This is a genomic window from Bdellovibrionales bacterium (assembly GCA_016716765.1).
Classification (GTDB): Bacteria; Bdellovibrionota; Bdellovibrionia; order Bdellovibrionales; family UBA1609; genus JADJVA01.
The window spans coordinates 384,926-405,642 of the sequence record JADJVA010000004.1 but is presented as its reverse complement, the minus strand read 5'-3'; the positions used below and the strand labels follow the sequence as shown (position 1 = coordinate 405,642).

Annotated in this window: 22 protein-coding genes; 16 read left to right on the top strand and 6 right to left on the bottom strand. The window is 44.3% G+C overall.

Translation table 11 applies throughout. The features are described from left to right. Positions 1-8: 8 nt before the first annotated feature. Positions 9-428, bottom strand: coding sequence for an IS200/IS605 family transposase (gene tnpA, locus IPL83_03050; protein MBK9038134.1), 420 nt, complete (start codon positions 426-428; stop codon positions 9-11). A 27-nt stretch (positions 429-455) separates the two neighbouring features. Here tnpA and IPL83_03045 point away from each other — a divergent pair, with 27 nt between their 5' ends. The 5 genes from IPL83_03045 to IPL83_03025 all read left to right on the top strand — a co-directional run bounded on the left by IPL83_03045 (position 456) and on the right by IPL83_03025 (position 4,428). Continuing rightward, entirely contained in the window at positions 456-869 is a 414-nt protein-coding gene (locus IPL83_03045; protein MBK9038133.1) for a helix-turn-helix domain-containing protein, read from the top strand. Between the two features lie 244 nt (positions 870-1,113). Beyond that, a complete protein-coding gene (locus tag IPL83_03040; GenBank protein MBK9038132.1) occupies positions 1,114-1,551 on the top strand; it encodes a transposase in 438 nt (145 codons plus the stop codon). Beyond that, positions 1,455-1,688, top strand: a complete 234-nt coding sequence (locus tag IPL83_03035) for a transposase (GenBank protein MBK9038131.1) — start codon at positions 1,455-1,457, stop codon at positions 1,686-1,688. Before IPL83_03040 ends, IPL83_03035 begins: the two co-directional genes overlap by 97 nt. A 431-nt stretch (positions 1,689-2,119) precedes the next feature. After that, positions 2,120-3,853: a PDZ domain-containing protein gene (locus tag IPL83_03030; protein ID MBK9038130.1), complete on the top strand. Its 1,734-nt coding sequence runs from the start codon at positions 2,120-2,122 to the stop codon at positions 3,851-3,853. A 134-nt stretch (positions 3,854-3,987) separates the two neighbouring features. Further along, complete coding sequence (locus tag IPL83_03025; GenBank protein ID MBK9038129.1) at positions 3,988-4,428, top strand: host attachment protein; 441 nt, start codon at positions 3,988-3,990, stop codon at positions 4,426-4,428. Positions 4,429-4,431: 3 nt separating this feature from the next. Here the strand turns inward: IPL83_03025 and IPL83_03020 are convergent, their stop codons facing one another. Then, positions 4,432-4,968, bottom strand: a complete 537-nt coding sequence (locus IPL83_03020; protein ID MBK9038128.1) for a site-specific integrase — start codon at positions 4,966-4,968, stop codon at positions 4,432-4,434. 345 nt (positions 4,969-5,313) lie between these two features. Here IPL83_03020 and IPL83_03015 point away from each other — a divergent pair, with 345 nt between their 5' ends. The 4 genes from IPL83_03015 to IPL83_03000 all read left to right on the top strand — a co-directional run bounded on the left by IPL83_03015 (position 5,314) and on the right by IPL83_03000 (position 8,352). Continuing rightward, positions 5,314-5,976, top strand: a complete 663-nt coding sequence (locus IPL83_03015) for a hypothetical protein (GenBank protein ID MBK9038127.1) — start codon at positions 5,314-5,316, stop codon at positions 5,974-5,976. A 77-nt stretch (positions 5,977-6,053) separates the two neighbouring features. Beyond that, complete coding sequence (locus tag IPL83_03010) at positions 6,054-6,947, top strand: hypothetical protein (protein ID MBK9038126.1); 894 nt, start codon at positions 6,054-6,056, stop codon at positions 6,945-6,947. A 124-nt stretch (positions 6,948-7,071) separates the two neighbouring features. Then, on the top strand, positions 7,072-7,347 hold the full coding sequence (locus tag IPL83_03005; protein MBK9038125.1) for a hypothetical protein: 276 nt from the start codon (positions 7,072-7,074) through the stop codon (positions 7,345-7,347). Between the two features lie 201 nt (positions 7,348-7,548). Next, on the top strand, positions 7,549-8,352 hold the full coding sequence (locus tag IPL83_03000) for a hypothetical protein (protein ID MBK9038124.1): 804 nt from the start codon (positions 7,549-7,551) through the stop codon (positions 8,350-8,352). On the opposite strand, the gene IPL83_02995 is transcribed toward IPL83_03000, so the two are convergent. Continuing rightward, positions 8,290-9,450: an IS4 family transposase gene (locus IPL83_02995; protein ID MBK9038123.1), complete on the bottom strand. Its 1,161-nt coding sequence runs from the start codon at positions 9,448-9,450 to the stop codon at positions 8,290-8,292. The two genes, IPL83_03000 and IPL83_02995, sit on opposite strands and share 63 nt — an antisense overlap. Positions 9,451-9,640: 190 nt before the next feature. Then, complete coding sequence (locus IPL83_02990) at positions 9,641-12,136, bottom strand: hypothetical protein (protein MBK9038122.1); 2,496 nt, start codon at positions 12,134-12,136, stop codon at positions 9,641-9,643. Between the two features lie 373 nt (positions 12,137-12,509). Between IPL83_02990 and IPL83_02985 the strand changes: the two genes are divergently transcribed. The 6 genes from IPL83_02985 (at position 12,510) to IPL83_02960 (ending at position 18,641) form a co-directional block, all read left to right on the top strand. Then, entirely contained in the window at positions 12,510-13,631 is a 1,122-nt protein-coding gene (locus IPL83_02985) for a Glu/Leu/Phe/Val dehydrogenase (protein MBK9038121.1), read from the top strand. Between the two features lie 149 nt (positions 13,632-13,780). Continuing rightward, entirely contained in the window at positions 13,781-14,560 is a 780-nt protein-coding gene (locus IPL83_02980) for a hypothetical protein (GenBank protein ID MBK9038120.1), read from the top strand. A 38-nt stretch (positions 14,561-14,598) separates the two neighbouring features. Beyond that, a complete protein-coding gene (locus tag IPL83_02975; protein ID MBK9038119.1) occupies positions 14,599-15,762 on the top strand; it encodes a PQQ-binding-like beta-propeller repeat protein in 1,164 nt (387 codons plus the stop codon). After that, the gene (locus IPL83_02970; GenBank protein MBK9038118.1) at positions 15,726-16,196 is read left to right on the top strand and encodes a hypothetical protein; all 471 of its coding nucleotides are present in this window, start codon (positions 15,726-15,728) and stop codon (positions 16,194-16,196) included. The genes IPL83_02975 and IPL83_02970 overlap by 37 nt, the downstream gene beginning before the upstream one ends. An 11-nt stretch (positions 16,197-16,207) precedes the next feature. Next, positions 16,208-16,717 (top strand): adenine phosphoribosyltransferase, encoded by a 510-nt coding sequence (locus IPL83_02965; protein ID MBK9038117.1) that lies wholly within the window; start codon positions 16,208-16,210, stop codon positions 16,715-16,717. Positions 16,718-16,877: 160 nt separating this feature from the next. Next, positions 16,878-18,641 (top strand): VWA domain-containing protein, encoded by a 1,764-nt coding sequence (locus tag IPL83_02960; GenBank protein MBK9038116.1) that lies wholly within the window; start codon positions 16,878-16,880, stop codon positions 18,639-18,641. Positions 18,642-18,724: 83 nt separating this feature from the next. On the opposite strand, the gene cdd is transcribed toward IPL83_02960, so the two are convergent. Beyond that, on the bottom strand, positions 18,725-19,135 hold the full coding sequence (gene cdd, locus IPL83_02955) for a cytidine deaminase (GenBank protein MBK9038115.1): 411 nt from the start codon (positions 19,133-19,135) through the stop codon (positions 18,725-18,727). Next, positions 19,136-20,155: a DUF2817 domain-containing protein gene (locus tag IPL83_02950; GenBank protein ID MBK9038114.1), complete on the bottom strand. Its 1,020-nt coding sequence runs from the start codon at positions 20,153-20,155 to the stop codon at positions 19,136-19,138. Between the two features lie 122 nt (positions 20,156-20,277). On the opposite strand from IPL83_02950, the gene IPL83_02945 reads away from it, so the two are divergent. Beyond that, on the top strand, positions 20,278-20,688 hold the full coding sequence (locus tag IPL83_02945) for a 6-carboxytetrahydropterin synthase (GenBank protein ID MBK9038113.1): 411 nt from the start codon (positions 20,278-20,280) through the stop codon (positions 20,686-20,688). Positions 20,689-20,717 lie beyond the last annotated feature (29 nt).

Sequence of the window (20,717 nt, the reverse complement as noted above, 5' to 3'; positions counted from 1 at the left end):
ATGATTTTTCATTTTCCTGATTTTCTACATATTTTTTTGACCTCAAGTGTCGCTCCGCCCGTCGAAATGAGACAATAGGCTCGAGTCCAGAAAACAGGTTTCGAATAATATTTCTTCAGGTGTGCTGGAAACTTCTTCCTAATAAGTCTGCTCGTTACGGTTTTTAGGTTGTTGATGAGCTTTGAAAGATTCATCGCCGGGTGTGCTTCAAAGAGAAGATGAACGTGGTCTCCTTTGCCGCCAAACTCGAGGAGTCTGCAGTCCCATTCACAAAAAAGTCTGCTGAACTCTTGCTTTAGAAACTCTAATTGCTCCGGCTTGAGACATCTTTTTCGATATTTGGTTACTAACACTAAGTGATAGTTGAGACTGTAAACGGCGTGAAAATGTCCACGTAATTTCGTTTTTTCTTTGATTTGACTTTTCATAACACTAATAATAAAGCAAACAAGGAAATGAAGCAACTCACAAGACGCTACAAATTCGAAATTTTTCCCTCACCGGTGCAGAAACGGCATCTAGGGAAGATATTTGGCTCGGTTCGCTTTGTGTACAACCAATTTCTAAAGATAAACGAGGAGCTGTACGCGGATGGGATACAGAAACTCTCTCGCACAGAGATGCAAGAACATCTCCTCATCTGGAAAGAAGCCATTGACTGGCTGAGTGACGTGCCAAGTCAATCCTTGCAAGTTGCAACTCACGATCTCGATGTCGCCTATCAGAATCTGTTTGCAGGACGCGGTAAAAGCCAAGACTCAAAAAGAAGTTGGCTGCGCAAAGTTTTTCACTCCCACAACCAAAAATCAAATCAGTGTCGGGACAAACTTGCGTATTTATTCCAAAATACAAGACTTGGATACCGATGAAAATGCATAGAGAATTTCCAGACGGTGCAAAGTTCGGTGCCGCCACCATCTCTAAAACTGCAAGTGGACGATACTTCGTCAGCATCGTCACAAAATTCAATACGAAGGAGAAAATTCTTTCAACCCATGATGGGATCGTGGGGGTGGATCTGAACATCAAGCAGATTGTTCTGAGTGATGGCGAGAAGATCCAGGTTCCAAAGACATTGAAACGCTCGAGAGCAAGCGCAGGCTTCAAAAGAAGATGCAGCGCCAACGAGATATGCAGAAATCAGAAAAGCGCGAAGATCGCTCCAATAACTACGAAAAACAAGATTACAGCTTGCAAAGTTGCACGAAAAAAATAAAGTTCCAAAGGGAGGACTATCTTCACAAATTGGCTCTCAATATCTACCGCCAGAACCAAGTGGTAGCGATGGAGACACTCAATGTGAAGGGCATGATGAAAAACCGAAGACTGGCAAAGTCAATTGCGTTTCAGTCATGGGGAAGACTTGTTGAGATAATGAAGGTGTATGCTGTCCAATACGACAAACATTTGCATTTTATATCGACTTGGTTTCCAAGTTCTAAGATGTGCCATCAGTGCGGGTTCGTGAACAGCGAACTCACACTTCCGATCGGGAATGGACATGTGAGTCATGTCATGCTCATCACGATAGGGACATCAATGCTGCAATAAATATTCAAAACGAGGGTGGGTCCTACCCCGTTCATCAGCCTGTGGAGAGGAAAGGCTCTGTTGTACGGCCGAAAGGGCGCCCAACAACCATGGCCTCGGCGAAGCAGGAATCATCAAGATTTGAGGTGGCATCATGAGACGCCATCCGCTTGATGCTCCCACTTATTCCCGACAAGGGAAAAGTGGTGAGAGGTTCACAATTGACGATATGGCCAGCAGGAAAAGCGAAAGAAAAATTTTCAAAAAGGCGAGTCAATCTTCCCTTTATGGCGATCTCTTGTATCTCGACTAACTGAACTCTGAGCAAGTGTTTTTCCCAGCAGTATCTCGCTTTTGACCCAATAGAAGCATGAGGCAACTTCGTAAATGCCAACTTGCATAGGAAGTTGTAGAAAGCGATACGGCAAAAAAACCATCAAGATCATCAAAAGCGTTTTCATCTGGTCCGGATTGTCGCAATAATCGTACTATTTGTCTTGGCGTTTGTAAGAATTTTAAGGTGGATACAAATTATCTGAGGGAAATGCTAGAGTCCGTGTTTTTTCTTCCTTTAAGGAGGAGTCGTCGAGTGGGTGCTAAAATCTGTCTGCGGAGCTCGGTTTACAAAGCACGAAAATTCTTGTTTGTGGTTGGAATGGGATTTCTTTTTGGATCTTATCGTCCTGCATGGAGCATGAGCGAAGCTGAGAAAGAAGTCTACTATTGGAGACAAACGGGCCTTAGTCGACTTCAAGTTCTTGGACTCATTAACAATCGAAGTTGCTCAAAATCGGGTGATGCATTTAAGCTCTGCCTACTTGTTCTTGATGCAATTGCTGGGCAACTGAGACCAGCATTGCAATTGGCTGTAGATCAAAAAAAAGAGGCTCCAGAGAGGCTACGATCGGTGGGGAGCGTAGGGTTTCTTCCAAAAGAGGTCCTTGCGGACGACCAAAGCCTAAGAAATGGATTCCAGACAAAATTGCACCTTGAAAATGAGAAAAATGAAAGAAGAAAGCAATTAGAGTTGTATGGGAAAATTTATTTGATTCATCGGGAAACCCAGTTAGATATAGATAAGGCTGTCATCAATTTATATGACAAACTATTGAGTGAGCCAGGAAATGAAAATCGTGAATCAGCAATTACAGCCGCTGCTATAAATAAATATCTTAAATTCAACGATCCTCATACGTATATCATTGATGAAAAAAGCTTTAACGATCTGCAATCAAATAAGATCAATGAAATTCAGAAAAGTAGTCTGGGTCTTCTGGTGATGCCTTTAGGAAACAAGCTGTACTTGCGCGCTTTGAAAGGAAGTCCCGCTGAAAATGCCGGTATCATGGACAATGATGTTCTTTTGGGCATCGATACGGCAGTTTTTGATCAATCACCTTCTGTCGATCAAGTTGCACCCTTGCTATTAGGGGATCCTGGAACCAAAGTCACTCTCAAGATACAAAGAGGCGACAACCTTCTTGAAGTGGTGGTTCAGAGAGCTGATGTGACGACTGATATTGTGGTGCCTGAATTTATTCAACATATGGGTCGAATGTACGGTTATATCGCTTTAAATGACTTTCTCAATACCGATGAAAATCGATCTACTTGCAAGCAAATTAAAACAGCGATTCTCGAGGTCGAAAGACAGGGAGCCGAAGGAATTGTTCTTGATTTGAGGAACAACGGAGGCGGTTTTTTGGCTCAGGCCAGCTGTGTTGCGGGCTTGTTTTCAGGAGAGAATCGCATTGCAGCCAAGGTGCGAAACCTGAAAGAAAACTCCTTGCTCTTGATGATGACGGATCATCAGCAGGTGACCAAGCTCAACCTAGTGGTGCTGATTAACTCGTTCACCGCGAGCGTAGCGGAGGTCGTTGCTGGTTTTTTCCAGGAGGTTCAGCGTGCATGGATCGTTGGAGAACAATCCTTTGGGAAGGGTACGGCTCAGGACGCTGTGGTAATCGGAGGCTCAAAAGAGAATAGAGTTCTGTTATTCTATACAAGCCACCAATTTTATCAGTCGAGTGGCCTTTCACATCAAGGAAGGGGAATTACACCGGATTTTGATGTCCCTATCGACCCCAGCCTCTCCTCTGATGAGCTTTGGCGGCCTCGAGAAATGGACTTGTATGAGAACGCAATAGCCAACGATACACAGATAAAGTGGACTCAATCTCGACCCGAAGAAGTGAAGAAAATTAAAGAGTGCGTCCATAACAAGAATCTTACAGAACCTGTTTATCAAATCGAAAAGGCAAAGCCTTTTGGAACTGACTATCAGGTTCTAATGGCAGAATCTGTACTCTTTTGCACCCAGTAAATAGGATAGGGACAAATAGACTCAGAATTCACCCAGAGATCGCAAGAATTTCCCATTATTTTCTTTAGATTCGTTATACAGGTGCAGGAGTGTCACGTTTCTTGTAAGACCATGGGTATCGAGGAGGTTCTCTGATGCCAAATAAAAATGCCTGGATTCTGGTTGCTGACGAAAGCCATGCGAAGGTGTTTCGTCTTATATCGCTTACGCAAGGGATAAAGTTTGTAAAAGGTCTCGAATTCCCGGAGGGCCGCGACAAGATACATGAATTCACGGCGGAGCGACCGACCCTTAAGGGCTACACGCGGACTCACAAACACACGACAGGAACAGAGGTTGATATCGAACGCCAGTTGGCGCAGCGGTTCTCAAAGGCCATTGCAGAAGTTTTGGAAAAAAGCCGATGTAAATCTGACTTTGAGAGTCTCATACTGGTTGCTCCTCCAAAATTTTTGGGAGAATTGCGTAACAGCCTCACCGAAGAGACTAAAAAATTGGTTCGTGGAAGCTTAAACAAAGAAATGACTCTAGCTCCGGAAGTTGAGATTTTCTCGGCAGTGAAGGACCTTTTTTAGCTTCTAGAGAATGAGTTTTCTCAGCTCCTGCTGGGAATACAAATAGTCAGCGTAGACCATTGTATTTGTAATATTGCGGTGGCCGAGGGCAACCTGTAGGAGTCGCAAGTCCTTTGTTTTTCGATAAAGCCTGATGGCAAATGTGTGCCGCAGGGAGTGAAGTTTTTTGGGGACGGGCCGATAGAGATCCCATATCTGCCGAAATCTGTTGTAGCCAATGGGAAATAGTCTTTCTCTGTCAGGAGCCCTGGCAGCCAGTTGTTGGAGCTCCCCAAATAGCCAATGCGGCAGTGGGATCTCTCGGTCATTGCTGCCCTTTATCCCCTTGATAAAAAGACTAGATTCGTAAACATTGATATCTTTCTGGCCGAGATTGAGCAGCTCGGTGGCTCTAGCTCCCGTATTTAAGGCCAAAAAAAGCAATACACAGTTGCGTGGGTCTCTCTTTAAATGGCTTTTGAGTAAATACTCTAGCCTTTCAAATTCAGGATCAAGAAGGTACTTATTCTTGTTGAGTGAATAGCGTGATGTGCTTGCCATGCTGCATATACCTCGCGTGTGGTTTTTGTATAACTAACTTTAGTTTATACTCATCGAGTCATTGCGGTTGACGCAATCCAATGCTATGCGATCAAGTATAAGACCTTAACCAGTACACTCTTTAAATTAAATATAATCAACTACTTAATACTGTGACTTATAACTATAAGTTACAGTCAAATTTGAAAGTAGGCATATGGAGGGCAGGGTCAAGAATGCAACCTGTCTATCCAAAACGAATTTTAGACAATTTTATGCGGCGCTCTCTATCCAATTGTGATTTGCTTCATATTTCATTGTATTTCACAATAATGATTATGTAAAACACAATATTAAGGATGATAAATGGAAACACTAAATCAGGAGACAAAGGATAATTCCGAATTGGAGCCCAGGAGAATTCAACCTAAAATCGATGCTGAATATGCATCGAAAAGCATGGTTTTTGAGTCATATTCTGAGGCAAAACTTCGTGAAAAAGGGGGCGCTGACAGATCAAAGACCTCCCTGCGACTCAAATATGAGGCTGAGACTGCAGTCATTCAGAAGAAAATTGGGCACCTCGAAGACATACGAATCTCTCTTGGCTTGAGTCGCCGAAAAATGGCGCAGCTCTTGCTGGTTGACCCTTCTGCATGGACAAGGTGGACCAAGAACGAAGACTCGGCACCTCCTCACATATTTAGAGCCCTTCAGTGGTATATGGCTCTGATTGATAAACAGCCAGGATGGCACCCACAAAACTCATTTAATTCAGGAGATGTGGCGAAGGTCCAGGAGGAACGACTAAACCAAGTTCAATCGGAATTGGAACGGCAAATCTCTTATCTAAAAAGCGAGAACAATCGTTTGGAAACTGAACTGATCAAAAGGGTTGAAGATTTTGAAGACTCCAGATCTCTCGATACTGCGGAACGCCAGGTTTCGATAGAGCTGGGCTGGAAACTAGTTGCTCTAGTGAACTTTCTAGGATTACTTGCTGTTTTCATGTGGAAAATGATTTTCTGATGGAGACCACAAGGCAATTTTTTGCCAATCATTCCAAAACATTTGTCATTTTCTTTGAGCTCACATATAGAGGGCGGATGAAATTCCAAATATTTTTATCTTTTGTCGTGGGTCTTTTTGCTTTTGAGTTTAATTCGGCCGTTGGAGCGAGCAGATGCCTGAGCTATTTGGGCCCAAATTCACGATATGTGAACATTGATTCTGATTCACGGTATTACATTCGTGTCTCAACCCCTGCTTTTAAGTTACCCATTGTAACCATTCATGAAAGAAATGGAAAGCAAGTTTATGATGATCAATCGTTTGAAACGCTTCAACTGAGTCGACCTGGAGGCCGCTACCTGTCGAGTATCGATATTGATCTCGGCGAAGGCCTCACCTTGGAAAGGGCGACTCATCCCAGGAAAGATACAACACGATTCCATCTCATAAAGAGTTTTAAGGTTCCTTCTGACGGTTCGGAGGTAAAAATTCATTATGAATTAACTCAAGGCTCTGTACAGATCGGATCTCATTCTGAAATTACGAGCTTGGAATATAAATTGTCAGTACCTTTGAGGCAATTTCGAAATGGCAGGTTTGCATTTATGGCTACAGAAACCTATGCCCGTTGGGTATTTGGGAAAGGAAGTCCTTTACTCGCTGACATTGCGGTCACGTGGTCCCTGAGCAGCGACGTATCTGATGATAAATACATAGAAGACGCAGTTTTTACTTTTTCTGCCGACGGGACTCTTGATCGCGCTGAGTGGCATGCAAGTGAATCTAGAAAAGCATCGAATGCCATCCATTGCGCTCCTTGGGAACCTTGTGCCGAGCTTCTTTTCCGAACTGTATTTAACAGAGAATTAGGTGACCTCATCGGACCTTCTCCAGATTTAGTTCAGGAAATCGCAGGGTCCGCAGAACGCAGAGAACGCTTAGATATCGTAAAACTGCTCAGTTTCGGCCCGAAAAGGGGACCCCTCTGAAAGAAGACAGAACACCCTTCTAAAGAACCGGCGTGGGTGCGCAGAGAGGGGCCGGAAATTGTGAGCCACTCCAAAAAAAGCACCTCTGAATCTCTTCTTCAAAAAACCATTCTATCGTGAACAATTGAATACACTCAAGTGGGTTGCTATTGCAAAAGGACCTGAAACGAACTCGCCCCTCTCAAAATTTGATATCGCTCGAATGAGAGCACATCTCATTCTTCTCATTATCAATCATTTGCCTAAAATTAGCGATGTGAAAAAACGAAATGAACTGGAACAGGGGCTCAAGGACCTGCGTATTAAGCTGACTGAAGCAGAGAGAATATTCGAGGCCCGTCAGCGCCAGGGGAATAAAATAAGGACATGTCGAAATAGGTTGGCTGCAGATCCAAAGTAATTCTGAAAGCAGCAAAGTATCATTTTTGTATTCTGATTCAGAGTCGTTTAAAGTTGAAAACCCGGACTTCTGAATTATTCAATCTAAATATTAGGTTCGGATTCGGAAAATATTACGATATTTTTAAGAGAAGCTACAGTAGTTTTTACCAATCACTCCAAATAATTGTCCTTGCTTGAGACTTCCGGTAGGGGAAGGGGCATGCATATAGTTGAATCACCAAGAAAGAGGGCACTAACTATCGTGAAATGCAACAAGAGTTTAGCTGCCGTTCTCATGGCTTTTATATTTTCACAACCGATAGCCGCGCAAATTTCATACAGATCAGGAATAGCACTCGCCAAGTCTCTTGAATCTACCTATCGCCATAAGTTTGAAGTTGTAGAAGCTGGCGAAAGGTTTTTGAAGGAAAAAGAGTTGTTCTCGGCTTCAGTTAGCAGAACCGAATGGGCAGTTTTAGAAAGACATTTGCTCAATTATTTGAGAATTCATGATGACCCAAAGACTTGGGAAAGAGAGCGACTCATTGAATTCGGTTATCCTGATGATTTGCCAACAATAAAATCCTTTCTAGCGAAAAGTTATGGTACTTCTTTTCAATCACTCCCTGAGAATAATATTGCCCATAGAGTAAAATCAGAACTCAACAAAACCGAAATGAGATTTAAGATTCAATGGGCAGAGTCTCAAAACGTATCTAGCGAGATGTTTAAATCTATTATGTTTTGGGAACATTATTTGGATATATTGGCAACGAGACTTTCAGTTGAAAGAGCGCAAGAATTGAATTTTAAATATGAACTTTATAGCGGGACAAAATGGCTCTTGAAAATTTATAAAACTGAGTACCTTGATCAGATCACAGACCGAGTTGATGTTTTGAAGGAATTTGAAAAGAAATATTATGATTACGTGATTCAAACCACTGCTGTCCGGTTTAAATTAGATAGGCAGCATCAGTTGTTTGTCAGGCGGGTGGCGGGTTTTACGTGGCATCGACCCTAAGAGTCGCTTTAGTGGCTCTTTTAAAAGGATCAATGTCCCAATCACCGCCATGGCATCGGGGATGCTGATTCTGGTCTTCAGCATGAAGCGCCAAATCTGAACCATCAAATACGCAATTAACGCGACCCAAATCTGCGCTTTCACAGCGTGGAAGCTATTTCCAAGGAATTTTTTAATTTTCAGGTTTTGCTTTAGAGTTTTAAAGAAAAGTTCCACTTTCCACCTGGCTTTGTATAGGTCACAGATCGTCTGCGTCGCGAGATCGAAGCGGTTTGTTAGAAAGATAAGTTTTTTTCCCGTGTCCGGATCGCGGTAGCTGATCCGTCGTAGCTTTGTTTTTGACCGCATTTTTCGCTTAGCGACGGGACCGTTGAAATAAATTTCTTGATCGCAAATGTGCCCTCGTGTTCGGTCCGTGACTCTGGATTTAGCGACTTTAAATTTAATGCTGGTTTTCAATCTGGTAACGAAGAAAACTCCGGCGTCGTTCAGATCGCGAAACCACTCAAAATCGGAATAGCCTTTATCAAAGATAACGGTAGTGCCCTTTTTAAATTTGAACTCTTTTCGAGCGACACGCAAATCCTGAATACGAGCGGGTTCTAAAACGATGACCTCGGGTAAATCTCCGGCCAAATCGATTGCAGCATGAAGCTTAACGCCACCAACGGTGCGGGTTTGCTGTGACCATGGCATAAGTTTTAAACTTAAACTGATCGAGGACGAATCCAGAACGGAGATATGGCCATTAAATCGAAAACTATTTTTTGGAGCAAGCTGTTGCGCCTTCCTTAGTAAGTAACTGAAAGTATTTTCCAAAATCTCGAGAGGCCTACTTTTATTTGCATCGGCCAAGGTGCTTTTGCAAACGGCATTGAATCCAAGTTTTTTTATCTTTGAATCATTTTTTGCAAAAACTCTCTCGATAGAGCGAATCGAGTCGTGGCCAGTGAGCTGGCCAAAAAGCAATGCCCCAAACCAGGTCCAACAATCGAGTGATCTGACACCATGATCACCCTCGTGCTTGTTTACAAAAGATTCGAACTGCGTGCGCGGGATTAATTTGACTACTTGTCCAAAAACAGTATTTTGTGCCAAGGCCTGACTCCTCATTTGGAAAACGTTGTGTGGTAATGACGTCTCTAAATGCCGGATAATCGGGCCTTTTTCAATTCAATCTACAATTTAAACCGGACAGCAGTGGATTCAAACACGATGTGTTCATCATTTGGAAGGTATGAAGTGAAGGTTCTAAAAAAATCGACCTCCCTTCTCTCAACCTTCAAGCCTAATCAGGAAATTCGAATCCTATATGGATCATTCTGATACGTATCCTGTGAAGTTCATTTCCTTTTCGGGTGCCATCAGAGTTCTCGACAATCAAGTGGTAGAAAATAGAAATTAAGGAGTCCCTTATCTCTCGAGTTAATTCTATTCTCTTATTGAGTTGAGTCTGTATCAGTTGAACAACCGGAATATTCTCATTTTTTTCGCACAGATCTCTGACTTCTAAATAAAGTTCTAAATCATGATTTATTCTTTCAATGACGAGTTTGAGATCCTCTTCATCAACACCTCTGACTTTCTGGAGCCATGTAAGTGACAGGTAATTCATCCAATGAATGATCCCGTTTTCTTTGTCCACGGCCCAACCATGAATCTCTCTTACGTCTGCATCAATTTTTTCAATTTCGGCTTTAAAACGTTGAACGATGAGTGCGAAAGAGTATTTAGCTTTAAAGGAACGATCGAGATCGTTGGCAGCAGAAAAAGAACTCAGCTTTAGAATGTCCTCTTGTAACTCAATAGAATGTCTCTTTTTCTCAACCTCAAGGGGGCCTCTATTCCGATTGGATAATCCAAAATAGGACGCTGGTTTGATTCGCTCAAGGCGACTATCTTCTTTTCTTCTTTTCTGAGGAGCATTCCGTTCCTGAGCCTTTCGAGTACCTAAATCTCGAAAACCTAATTTCCATTTGTAGAAGCCATCCAATGCACGGCTGAAAACTGTTGACTGACCATCGGATTCACCGGCGGCAGATCGAGAGACTAAATTCGACTGCGAAGGCAGCACAAAAGAAAAAGGTGGGGCACCATCCAAACTCTTGCTTGTTGGGAGGTCGCTGGGGATTCCAAGAGTTTTGCGCAAAAATTGAGCCTGATTTGCAAAACTTCCGCCTGCGTCGGGAGTTGGCGGCTTCCCGTCCCCGTCATCGAGGATAAAGGCTGGCCCAATTTTAAAATTCAAGATCTCCGGAACCAAAGAGTATGGAGAAGAAAAATAATGAGGTTTTAGAAATAACTCTAAAATAGAAAAAAGGAGAGTCCTTGCAACCGAAGAAGGCAGATTGTACACGAGAGGATTTGAAGATGAGGGCGGGTGATTATGGCCTGAACGGATGGTGTAGATCGCATGGGATTTTGGCAAAGAGTTGAAAAAATGATCTGAGTGTTTCAAGCGACCTGAATTTATAATTCTTCCCAAGCGCTGAAAATATTTACGAAGAAACTCTGCGTCTTTATTGATATGCTCATAAGCATAACCACTGGCCTTTAACATATGGAGCGCTATCTGAGGATCATCTTCTTTTACGGAAGCTGTCCCGTATGACACCGGCTGGTTCGACTCCGAATCGGCAACAGGGGGATCATCAAGAGCGAAAAGATCCTCAAAAAAATTAAAGTCGAGAACCCGGGCGAAGACGGGAGAGAACATCTTTAAGACATTGGCATTTTCAAAAGAAAGTTGTCGTCCCGTTCGTTGAATAGTTTCAAACAAATGTAAATCCAATTGCAAAAAAAAGAGAGTGATCAAGGGATGTGTGTGAAAATCGAGGAGGCTTGGACGTAAAGTATCTTCAATAAGCCTCTTCAGTGGCAAACGAGACCCCCCTTCTGGGGGGTTCGATCGATTCTCCCTCTCATCTAAGAAAATATATTTCCGTTGAAATTGGGAGTCTCGTACAGAAAGTTGCGACCGAGAGTATATTGTGTAAATGAATAAGGCCGTCTCAGCGACAACCTTAGCGCCGTGACGAGGTGATAGTAAATTTTCAAATAAAATTTGCAAAGCACCAAGGCTGACAAAATCAGGTTCAACAGTGACTTCGACAGGCTCATTTGCGGAGGATCTCATCGTAGCTAATTTAAATGTGCCAAAATGAGGGACTACATGAGAGCTATCAAACACCCCAGGTTCATGGCCAGGAGGCGGTATCGCAACGGGCCCAGCGCCTCCCACGGCATTGCCACTTTCAAAGTGCGAATAGGCAAACAAAATCATGTCAATGAAAACGGGATGCTGAAGCCACTGGATTTGGCGCACCATAAAATCACTAATCGCCAGCTGTGTTCGAACAATATCAGCAACTTCCTCTGATCCACTTCGAACAAGCTGGGCCACAAATGCCAGATTGTACAGCAGGACCCGGAGTTTTCGATCTATGGCTACGTCTGGAGAGTCCAAAAAATGGTCCACCTCAGCACTGTAATTTTCTATCTTTTGAGAGATTTCAGCGAGTTCAAAGATGCGATCTGCTGAAAGTTGGGCGTTCGCCAAATCCGATTGCCTCAAAAATAAAAACCAGGGACTCAATCCGTCGGTTTTCACAAATTCGGTCAAATCACCAATTGGCAGTTGCTCGTCGGGCATCAGCCTAGGCTCAGATATCAGTTGCCTTATGCAGGACCCTCGTCTGTCCACGGCCGTGCCAGGCGAGGAACCAAAAGTTGGAACACGAGCAAAGTCTTCAAGCGACGCCGGAGCTTCGACTGCCAAAACCAAAAAACCTGCGGCAAGGAAACATGGAAAGAGATATTTTTGATAGAACAGAGATTTGCCTCCAGAGAAAATGCACTGGTTCAAAAAAAATAGTAAAAGGGGCTTCACTGATCCTGAGATCTAGACTGATTCATAAGCAGCAGCTGTTACCGCACAAGAGCGCGCCGAGTCAACAATCGGATCATATCGATGGAGCTCACAGACAACTGCCTGATGAAATGCGTTATAGTTCACATTATGATCTGACCGAGGCGAAGGACACATTTTTTACTTGCCCGCAATAGGCCCAGTTTCTAAGGTGTTTGGGACATCATCAACCTAAAGGACAATTGAATAAAACCTTGATTGAGCCAAAAAGAAATGGGTGGAGGCCGAGATGTTGAGCTTTGAGTTAATTGAAAAGCACGGGGACCATGAAGAGGTCATTTTCTGCCATAACAAGGAAGTGGGCTTGAAGGCTATCATTGCCATTCATAATACAGCTCTAGGCCCTGCACTTGGCGGGACGCGAATGTGGGATTATGCCAATGAGGAAGAGGCTCTTATAGATGTCCTTCGTTTATCAAAAGGAATGACGTACAAAGCTTCCGCTGCTGGCTTGAATCTGGGTGGAGGCAAGGCCGTCATCTTAGGAGACCCCAAAAAGCATAAAAGCGAAGGTATTTTTAGAGCTTTTGGAGCTTATGTGAATTCCCTCAACGGAAAGTACATTACGGCTGAGGATGTCGGAACAACGGTTCATGACATGGAATATATTTTCATGGAAACCCCTTATGTCACGGGAATCCCTAAAGCTCTCGGAGGCTCAGGTGATCCAAGCCCCTACACAGCACATGGCACACTCATGGGAATCAGAGCAGCCGTGAAGTATAAGTTGGGTGTGGATTCTCTTTCGGGTGTGAGAGTTGCCGTACAGGGGCTGGGCAATGTGGGATCCCACCTAGTTGAGTACCTCGTAAAAGAGGGCGCTGTGGTCACAATTGCTGACATAGACAAGGATCGAGCAAAAAAAATATCCTTAAGATTTAACCTTTCTGTCATCGATCCCAAAGAGATCGTGACCAGCGAATGCGATGTTTTCGCACCCTGCGCCATGGGTGCCGTTATCAATGATCAAAGTCTGTCCAAGCTAAAGTGCAAGATCGTGGCTGGCGGCGCTAACAATCAGCTCGCAGAGTATCGGCATGGGGACGCCCTCATGGAAATGGGTATTTTGTACGCTCCTGACTACGTGATCAATGCAGGCGGCTTGATGAATGTTTTTGTAGAGCTCGAGGGGTATTCTTCGGAACGTTCATTTGAGAAGACAAATCAGGTGTATGACAATTTGATCAACGTTTTTCAAATAGCTAGAAACGATAATATTGCTACGCATCGAGCAGCCGATCGCCTCGCAGAGGCCCGAATTCGATGCATCGGAGGATTGAAGCAGCACCATCACGGCCGCACTTCACGACCCTTTTCAACTTTAAAGGAAATGACAAATAGACAAAAATAGGTAGATAAACAGAAGAATAAAAATAGTTGGGTAGAAACTTTGGCCCCGATGCCAGAATCCAAGCCACGATATGAATATCGGAGCTTTACTTCTGGTTCATTCGGATCATATTCTGACCCCAGATTGTGTAATAAAACGGAGTTTGAAACGTGACTAAAAAGCTAGATAAAGACGACATTAAGGGTCCTGATTCCTTCATCGCCACTTCAGATATGGTGGGTCTGTGGATTCAGAAGAATCGCAAACTTGTGTTCTCAGTCCTCGGTGGTTTGCTTGTTATTGGGGCAGCCGCTGGAGGTTGGAGCTGGTACCTAAAATTCAGAGAGACTCGCGCCCAGGAGGCACTGTATGAAGTGGAGTCAAAGATTTATAAAATTCAAGCCGATCTTCTAAGTAAAAATGAATCAACCACTCAGAAGGACGGAAAAGAGACGAAAAAAAAGGCCAGTGATAAAAATATCGACGCTGATTATGGTTCTCTCTTGGGTGACTTCGATACAAAGATCAAAAGCAATATGGGCTCAAAAGCTGCTTTGATTGGGAGTATCCAGTTGGCTTCTATCTACATGGAATACGAAAACTTTGACCGGGCCCATCAAATCTTAAAGGAAATATCTCCCACTGCTGGAAAAAACGGCGTCTTTTTCGGATTGGTTCAAATGCAGTTAGCATCGGCCCTTGCAGCCATGAATAAACAGGAAGAAGCAAAAGCTCTCTATGATCAGGTTTTGAAGGACAAGGGATCTTCCTTTCTTCATTCCGAAGCTATTCTTAAGTTAGGATTGATGGAGGAAAAGTTGGGAAGGCTCGACCAGGCGAAAACGCATTATCTTCGAGCCAGCCAGGAGTTCTCCTCTACGGATGCGGGGAAAGCAGCCAAGGCCTATTTGAGATTGATAGAACTCGATAAGACTGGGGCGAGCCGATAGTTCCTCTGTTTTTTTGTTAATCTTTATAAGGAGAGGTTATGGAGCACCGTCGAATAGCTGCATTCATTATTGTCACATTGACCGGACTTGGTGCTCTAGGATGTTCCTTAACTCCTCTGCAAAAGCTGCACGCTGAGAAAAAGGACTTTATCATCGAACGAGAGTGGATAAAAGCCACGTTTGCAGAGGAGTCATTGGATTTTCGCCGTCTCAACCGAATGAAGCCCGTCGTAACAGAAAAATTCGTTGTAGCAGGAAATGCCATCGACCAACTTGTGACTTATGATCGATTAACAGGAAAACTAATTTGGTCTCGATCCTTTCAAGGTGGAGTGGAGGGAGGAGCTCAGGCTATCGACAACAGGCTTTTCTTTGGATCCAGCGATGGATTTTTCTATTCTCTCAATTTAGGCACAGGCGCAACCGAGTGGACGTTTCCCGTTCGAGCTGAAGTTCTCGGTGAGCCTTTAGTTCAAGACAACCGAGTTTATTTTGTTTCTGGAAACAATATTTTAAATGCATTGGATGCGAGTTCGGGACAAGTGGCGTGGACCTACAATCGCATGGATCCCTCTCAGATTTCCGTTCGGGGAGCCAGCCGTCCCGTGATCGTCGGACCTCTCATTTACTCAGGCTTCAGCGATGGATCCTTTGTGGCTTTGAATAAAGAAAAAGGAACTCTCGTTTGGGAGCAAAAACTCAATCAGAATAAACGGTTTCGCGATGTGGACTCCACTCCTGTGATTGAAGGCGATAGTATTTACGTATCGAGCTTTGATGGCGCTCTTTATTGCCTTGATAAGGACAAAGGAAACATCCGCTGGAAAGTGGACGAAGGCGGCTATTCCCCAGTGACCTTGAATCAAAATTCTCTTTACTACGGCTCAACTTCAGGAAAGATGATGGCCTTAGACAAGGCTTCCGGGAAAGTTCTTTGGAGTCGACCGGGCATCAAGGGCTTTGCGACAGAATCTGTTGTTTACCGCGGCCTATTGGTTTATGGGGAATCGAGCGGTTCGCTTCAAGTTCTAGACGCTGCCACAGGCAATTGGGTGGATCAATTTGATACCGGCAGGGGCATCACCTCAAGTCCCTATTTGGATACGCAAACCGGCCAGCTCTACTTCATGTCCGCAAATGCGCTCCTCTATAGGATTCGCCTCGGATGGAATTTGCGCACAAAATACTGGCCGTGGGGTTAGCAAAGTTGAGAACTCTGGCAACTTTCGTCATTTTTTGTGCTCTCTGTTCGTGTACAGTTGGCAATTGTCGAAGCAATGGTCAGATGATATATCAAAAGGACCTTCTATCCCAAGGGCATGCTCAAGCTGCCGCAAATGAAAAGAGTTCAAGTGACAAAGCCGCAAATTTTGAAAACCCCGAACGTCGCGTTTTTGTTTACAAGCAAGATGGGGGTAAGCAGTGTGAGCCTGGGACATCCATCTCGCTCAATAAAATGGCAAGAGAACTGAAAAATATAAAGATTTTCTCAAAGAAAAAGGGGCAGGGCGACGGTTTTGTCATTGCTCTTTGCGGAGCTCATGGCACCGGAATCAATGTGTTTGAAATAGGCATCAAAGACTTGGAGAGGGCTAAAGAACTGGGCTTTTTAGAGCTGACGGGAGATAAACAGTGAAGCATTGGCAAATGAGCGACATTGGTTCTTTGATCTTGGATGTGCCCGATTTTCCAAAGAAGGGGATTTTGTTTAAGGATATCACACCCATCTTCGCGAACGGGGCGGCATTTCAATCGCTGGCCATGAAATTCGCAGAGAAACTCCCTTCTGATGTAACACATCTCTGCGCCATCGAAAGTCGTGGGTTTATTATTGGGGCCGCAGTCGCCCAACACAGGGAAATTGCCTTGGTCCTCGCTCGTAAGCCAGGCAAGCTCCCTCGCGAAACGGTGAACCACAGCTATGATTTGGAGTATGGCTCAGACTCATTGCTAGTGCACAAGGATTCCTTTTCGGAAGAGAGTCGCGTTGTGATCATTGACGATGTTTTGGCGACTGGAGGAACAGCCTCTGCCGCAGAAACCCTGGTCAAAAAATGTGGCGCCCATGTCGTCACCCATCTTTTTCTCATGGAATTAAAGGCTCTCGAAGGAGGAGTTCGGCTTAAAGCCCCGTATCATGCATTTCTTAAATTCTAAATAGACTCTTCTGCCGGGGCTCTAAGGGGTCTGCAAAAAATTTCATAATTTTTTCATACGATTCGTCACGGATCGATCATAAAAAATATTTGAGTTGTCCTGAAGTCAGACCTGTGGCAAGGCTTGCGCCAGCTAGTTGGTCCCCTCGAGAGGAAATTCTATGTTTAGTGTGTTTAATCTCTTCACTTCTCTTTTTTCTGACATTCAGTTTCTTTGCAAGCGACTTTCCTGCTTTCTTTTGACGGTCATGATCCCGCTCTTTTTTTCAGTCTCGTCACCAAGCTTGACTGCAATGGCCGGGGATCCGGAACCGCTTAAAAGTGGAGCCAGATTAACAATTGTTGATGCAGATGCAAAGGGCTCGCTCTTTGTGGAGGTGCTAACACAAGCACCGCAAAAAATATCATCAAGAAATCTTCAGCTAGATGATATTCCGGCTTTTCTGTTTGGTCTTAATGGACAAAATAAAATCGAAGCCGATGAGTGGACGCTCTTCTACAATAATTTGCAGTCTCCAGATAAGTCTGTTGAGATCGTCACTCGTGAACTGGATCAAAAATCTAAAATTTACAAAACCATCTTTCGTGTCGAGCTGGGCAAGATCCCCACAGAAGTAACCGAGCTGAGTTTAGCTCTCGCTACCTCACTTGAAGGGGACGCGCAAGATCCGATGGTTAAAGATCTTGAATTCATTACTACTATTGTGCGAGCGGGAGAAAATAAAATTGCTATCTTCTCACCTCAAGTTGGATCCTTGACCGAAGAAAGAGCGATTTTCCTGTTAACTCTTTACAGGCATGGCAATGGTTGGAAAATAAGGACCCAGGGAGATGGGTTTAAGGGCGGATTTGCAAGTTTATTTGAATCCTTCGGTGGAGCGAGAGCTGACGACCCGGAAATGAAAGGCCAAGAGTCGGCCCCTCAACCTGCTGTTCCTGAATCACCCGCACAGCCACTCCAACCACCTCCCTCCACTGCAGAGCAAAGGAACAAAATCACCCTGGAAAAGATTTCAAAAAAAGCGCCTGGTCTCGTGGATTTGGCAAAGAAAGTGAATGTCCTTGTCGACAAAATGGGTTTGGGTGAAATATTTGCGGATGTTCTCCTTGTCCTGGATGCATCCGGATCAATGCAGAGCCAATACCCTGAGGGTGTTCAAAGGCTAATTAATCGCATCGTACCCTTGGCTCTACGATTAGACCCTGATGGGGCCATTCCCTGTTACGCATTTGCCTCCCATTGCGCTAGGTTGTCGATTGATACGACAGGGGACGAGGTCGGTGATTCTATTACACTGGAAAATTATGAGCAGTTTGTAAAGAGAGCACAACAAAGCCGCATGCCCTATGAACAGACAACTCAAGGGGGATTTTTAGGAAAGATTTTTCGAAAGTCTTACTCCAATCAGGAAGATATCTTGCACGCACTTGGTTACGATGCGAATCAGCTGAATGCGGATCAACTGAAGGATTTAGGGATATCTCGACAGCCTTATTCCGGTTGGAGCGGGATATTTCCAGGACTTGGCTCCAGCAATGACGAGGTTGCCCTTCTTGAAATGTTGAGCCGAGATTATGCGGGAACAAAAAAACCGGTACTTGCTATTGTTGTTCATGATGGCGGAGTCGGGAGCTCAAGGGCCATAAGTGAGAAAATTAAGTCTATGGCTAGCGATGGTGTTCCAATTTTTCTTCAGTTTGTCGGTTGGGCAGGAAGTGGTTATGGCGTTTTAGAAAAACTGGATACACTTGAGGGTCGCCGGATCGACAATACAGGTTTCTTTGCATTGACGGCTAAAGATTTAACCGAAATGCCCGAAGAAGTTTTATTGCAAAAAATATTAAAAGAATTTCCTGCTTGGCTAAAAGCGGCTGAAAAGGAGGGGATTATTCAGTCTCATTCCTGCCGAGAGCGATTGCTATGATCTATGAGGACTACCTACCTGAGACTGACGAGATTAACCGCGGACTGACTGCTGGAATTTGACCGGGGTATCAAGAAAAAAGCTCAAGATAGTTGGAGAGGCCCAAAAAAGTGAGGGCAGAGCTCTCCTAGGGTTTTCTCTCTCACAACTCCATCGAGGTTGCACAGGAAAACAGGGACCTCTGCTGAGGCAAATTCGCTCAGGACCTGACGGCACATCCCGCAGGGAGGCCATGGTTCGAGAGAATCTGTCACAACCAATATGGCTTGCACATTTTTAAATCCCTGTCCGATCGCTGAAAATATCGCAGACCTTTCGGCGCAGATGGTGGCCCCGTAGGAGGCGTTTTCAATGTTGCAACCAGAAAATATTCGTTGATCATCCATCAAGAGTGCCGAGCCGACCTTGCATTTACTGTAGGGGCTATAAGAATTCAATCGCGCCTTTATGGCGGCATCAAGAAGTTGCTTTTTTAGGGAAGGAGTGAGGCTCATCTAGTTCTTTTCTTCCTTGGCTTTGTTAGACTGAATGGCCACCGTGCCTGAGATATCCTGGAGGTGATCAAACTGCTCAAGTCTCTTTAGGCCTCCAGACCCCTTGAGCTCGATCGTCAGCACGGGAACGTTATGATCTTTCCACATATAACGCCCTAAGCTGCCCGGAAAATTGCCTAATGATATCCAAGGTAGGGGCTCAAAACGGGGATACTTCAGTCTCGGCCCATCAAAATCCAAAACTCCGAGCGGGGTATGTATCGAAATAATAAAATCTGGGTTAAAATCCTCAATGTGCTTCATCGCGCAGCGAGTTTCCATTTCACTTCCTGAATTCGGACCCGGATATCGACGAGGATCGCTTTTGCTCATTGATTTCCATCTTTGAACAGCTTCACGCTCCCATCCCTCTGTCGGGAAGTTGCGGTTGATATCAACTCCGCGGGCATTGACACGGGTTTTTTTGCCAAATCCATCGGGATTCAAAACAGGAATAACTCTCCAGGAATTACGCGGCTCAACGCTTTCAAGTCTCGCCATCCATGCCCGCGCAACGCTGCCGCTGGGCAGTTCATCCCCGTGAATAAGGGCCAAAGCAAGAATTTTTTTTCCTTTCGAATCACTGCTTAATCTTTCGTAATGAAATATTGGACGTCTCTCCTCGCTCACACATCCCTGAAGCACCTGAGCTTTTTTACAAGCTTTGGCAAAATCTTCACTCTTTAATGGACCTGGAAGCCGCGCCAACTCAAGATTGCAAATGGATGAGACTTCGTTTTGATCATACTGAATTTCGCTTTTGTCAGTTTTATCTGTCTGTTTTTCCACCTTCAGCGAAGAAGGTAGAATTTTACTTGAGGAATCAATTGCTGAAACCAATGGCGGGTTTTCTCGGGTAGCAGTTGTCTCAGTGGGCGCAAGAGAGATTTTCTCACTGCTCATTTCTACCAATAAATTAGAACAGGATTGGATTAGGGGAGCCACCAAAACTCCGATCACAGCGAAAAATAGTCTGCCCATGAATGCTCGCCTCACAGTAAAAATGACGCAGAAAATATATCCTCCATTCTTGGACAGGCCTCGACTAGAGTCAAGCTTCGGGGAACTTGGTTTGGTCACTTTTTTTGAATTATGAGGAGCCAATGTCTAAATCATCCTTAGTCATTTTATCGAGAAAGGCTTATTTCAGTGCCGGAGTGAGATATTTTAATTTTACCTGGACCGAAGACCAAAATCAGAAAGTGTTTGGTGATTCCTGTAGCGAATATGGCCATGGGTATAATTTTATATTGGAAGCGCGTCTGGCTGGGCACCGCGATCCAAAGACCAGTTTAGTCGTCAATCTCACCGACGTAGAAGAAGATCTGAAAGAAGTCGTTGCACTCCTCAACAAAAAGCATTTGGGATATGAAGTCGATTTTTTCAAAGTACGGGTCCCAACAGTAGAAAACATCGCAGAATATTGCTTTATTGAATTAAAAAAGCGCCTAGGATCACTTCTTGTCGGAGTCAGATTGCGACAGGGAGAAGATGATTGGGTCGACATTCTCTAGACGACTCTCAATCACAATCCACCTGCAAG

Excerpts from the sequence above, each read along its gene's own strand:
- tnpA (MBK9038134.1), bottom strand. The coding sequence starts at position 428 with ATGAAAAGTCAAATCAAAGAAAAAACGAAATTACGTGGACATTTTCAC.
- IPL83_03045 (MBK9038133.1), top strand. The coding sequence starts at position 456 with ATGAAGCAACTCACAAGACGCTACAAATTCGAAATTTTTCCCTCACCG.
- IPL83_03040 (MBK9038132.1), top strand. The coding sequence starts at position 1,114 with ATGCAGCGCCAACGAGATATGCAGAAATCAGAAAAGCGCGAAGATCGC.
- IPL83_03025 (MBK9038129.1), top strand. The coding sequence starts at position 3,988 with ATGCCAAATAAAAATGCCTGGATTCTGGTTGCTGACGAAAGCCATGCG.
- IPL83_03020 (MBK9038128.1), bottom strand. The coding sequence starts at position 4,968 with ATGGCAAGCACATCACGCTATTCACTCAACAAGAATAAGTACCTTCTT.
- IPL83_03015 (MBK9038127.1), top strand. The coding sequence starts at position 5,314 with ATGGAAACACTAAATCAGGAGACAAAGGATAATTCCGAATTGGAGCCC.
- IPL83_03010 (MBK9038126.1), top strand. The coding sequence starts at position 6,054 with ATGAAATTCCAAATATTTTTATCTTTTGTCGTGGGTCTTTTTGCTTTT.
- IPL83_03000 (MBK9038124.1), top strand. The coding sequence starts at position 7,549 with ATGCATATAGTTGAATCACCAAGAAAGAGGGCACTAACTATCGTGAAA.
- IPL83_02985 (MBK9038121.1), top strand. The coding sequence starts at position 12,510 with ATGTTGAGCTTTGAGTTAATTGAAAAGCACGGGGACCATGAAGAGGTC.
- IPL83_02975 (MBK9038119.1), top strand. The coding sequence starts at position 14,599 with ATGGAGCACCGTCGAATAGCTGCATTCATTATTGTCACATTGACCGGA.
- IPL83_02970 (MBK9038118.1), top strand. The coding sequence starts at position 15,726 with ATGGAATTTGCGCACAAAATACTGGCCGTGGGGTTAGCAAAGTTGAGA.
- IPL83_02965 (MBK9038117.1), top strand. The coding sequence starts at position 16,208 with ATGAGCGACATTGGTTCTTTGATCTTGGATGTGCCCGATTTTCCAAAG.
- IPL83_02960 (MBK9038116.1), top strand. The coding sequence starts at position 16,878 with ATGTTTAGTGTGTTTAATCTCTTCACTTCTCTTTTTTCTGACATTCAG.
- cdd (MBK9038115.1), bottom strand. The coding sequence starts at position 19,135 with ATGAGCCTCACTCCTTCCCTAAAAAAGCAACTTCTTGATGCCGCCATA.
- IPL83_02950 (MBK9038114.1), bottom strand. The coding sequence starts at position 20,155 with ATGGGCAGACTATTTTTCGCTGTGATCGGAGTTTTGGTGGCTCCCCTA.
- IPL83_02945 (MBK9038113.1), top strand. The coding sequence starts at position 20,278 with ATGTCTAAATCATCCTTAGTCATTTTATCGAGAAAGGCTTATTTCAGT.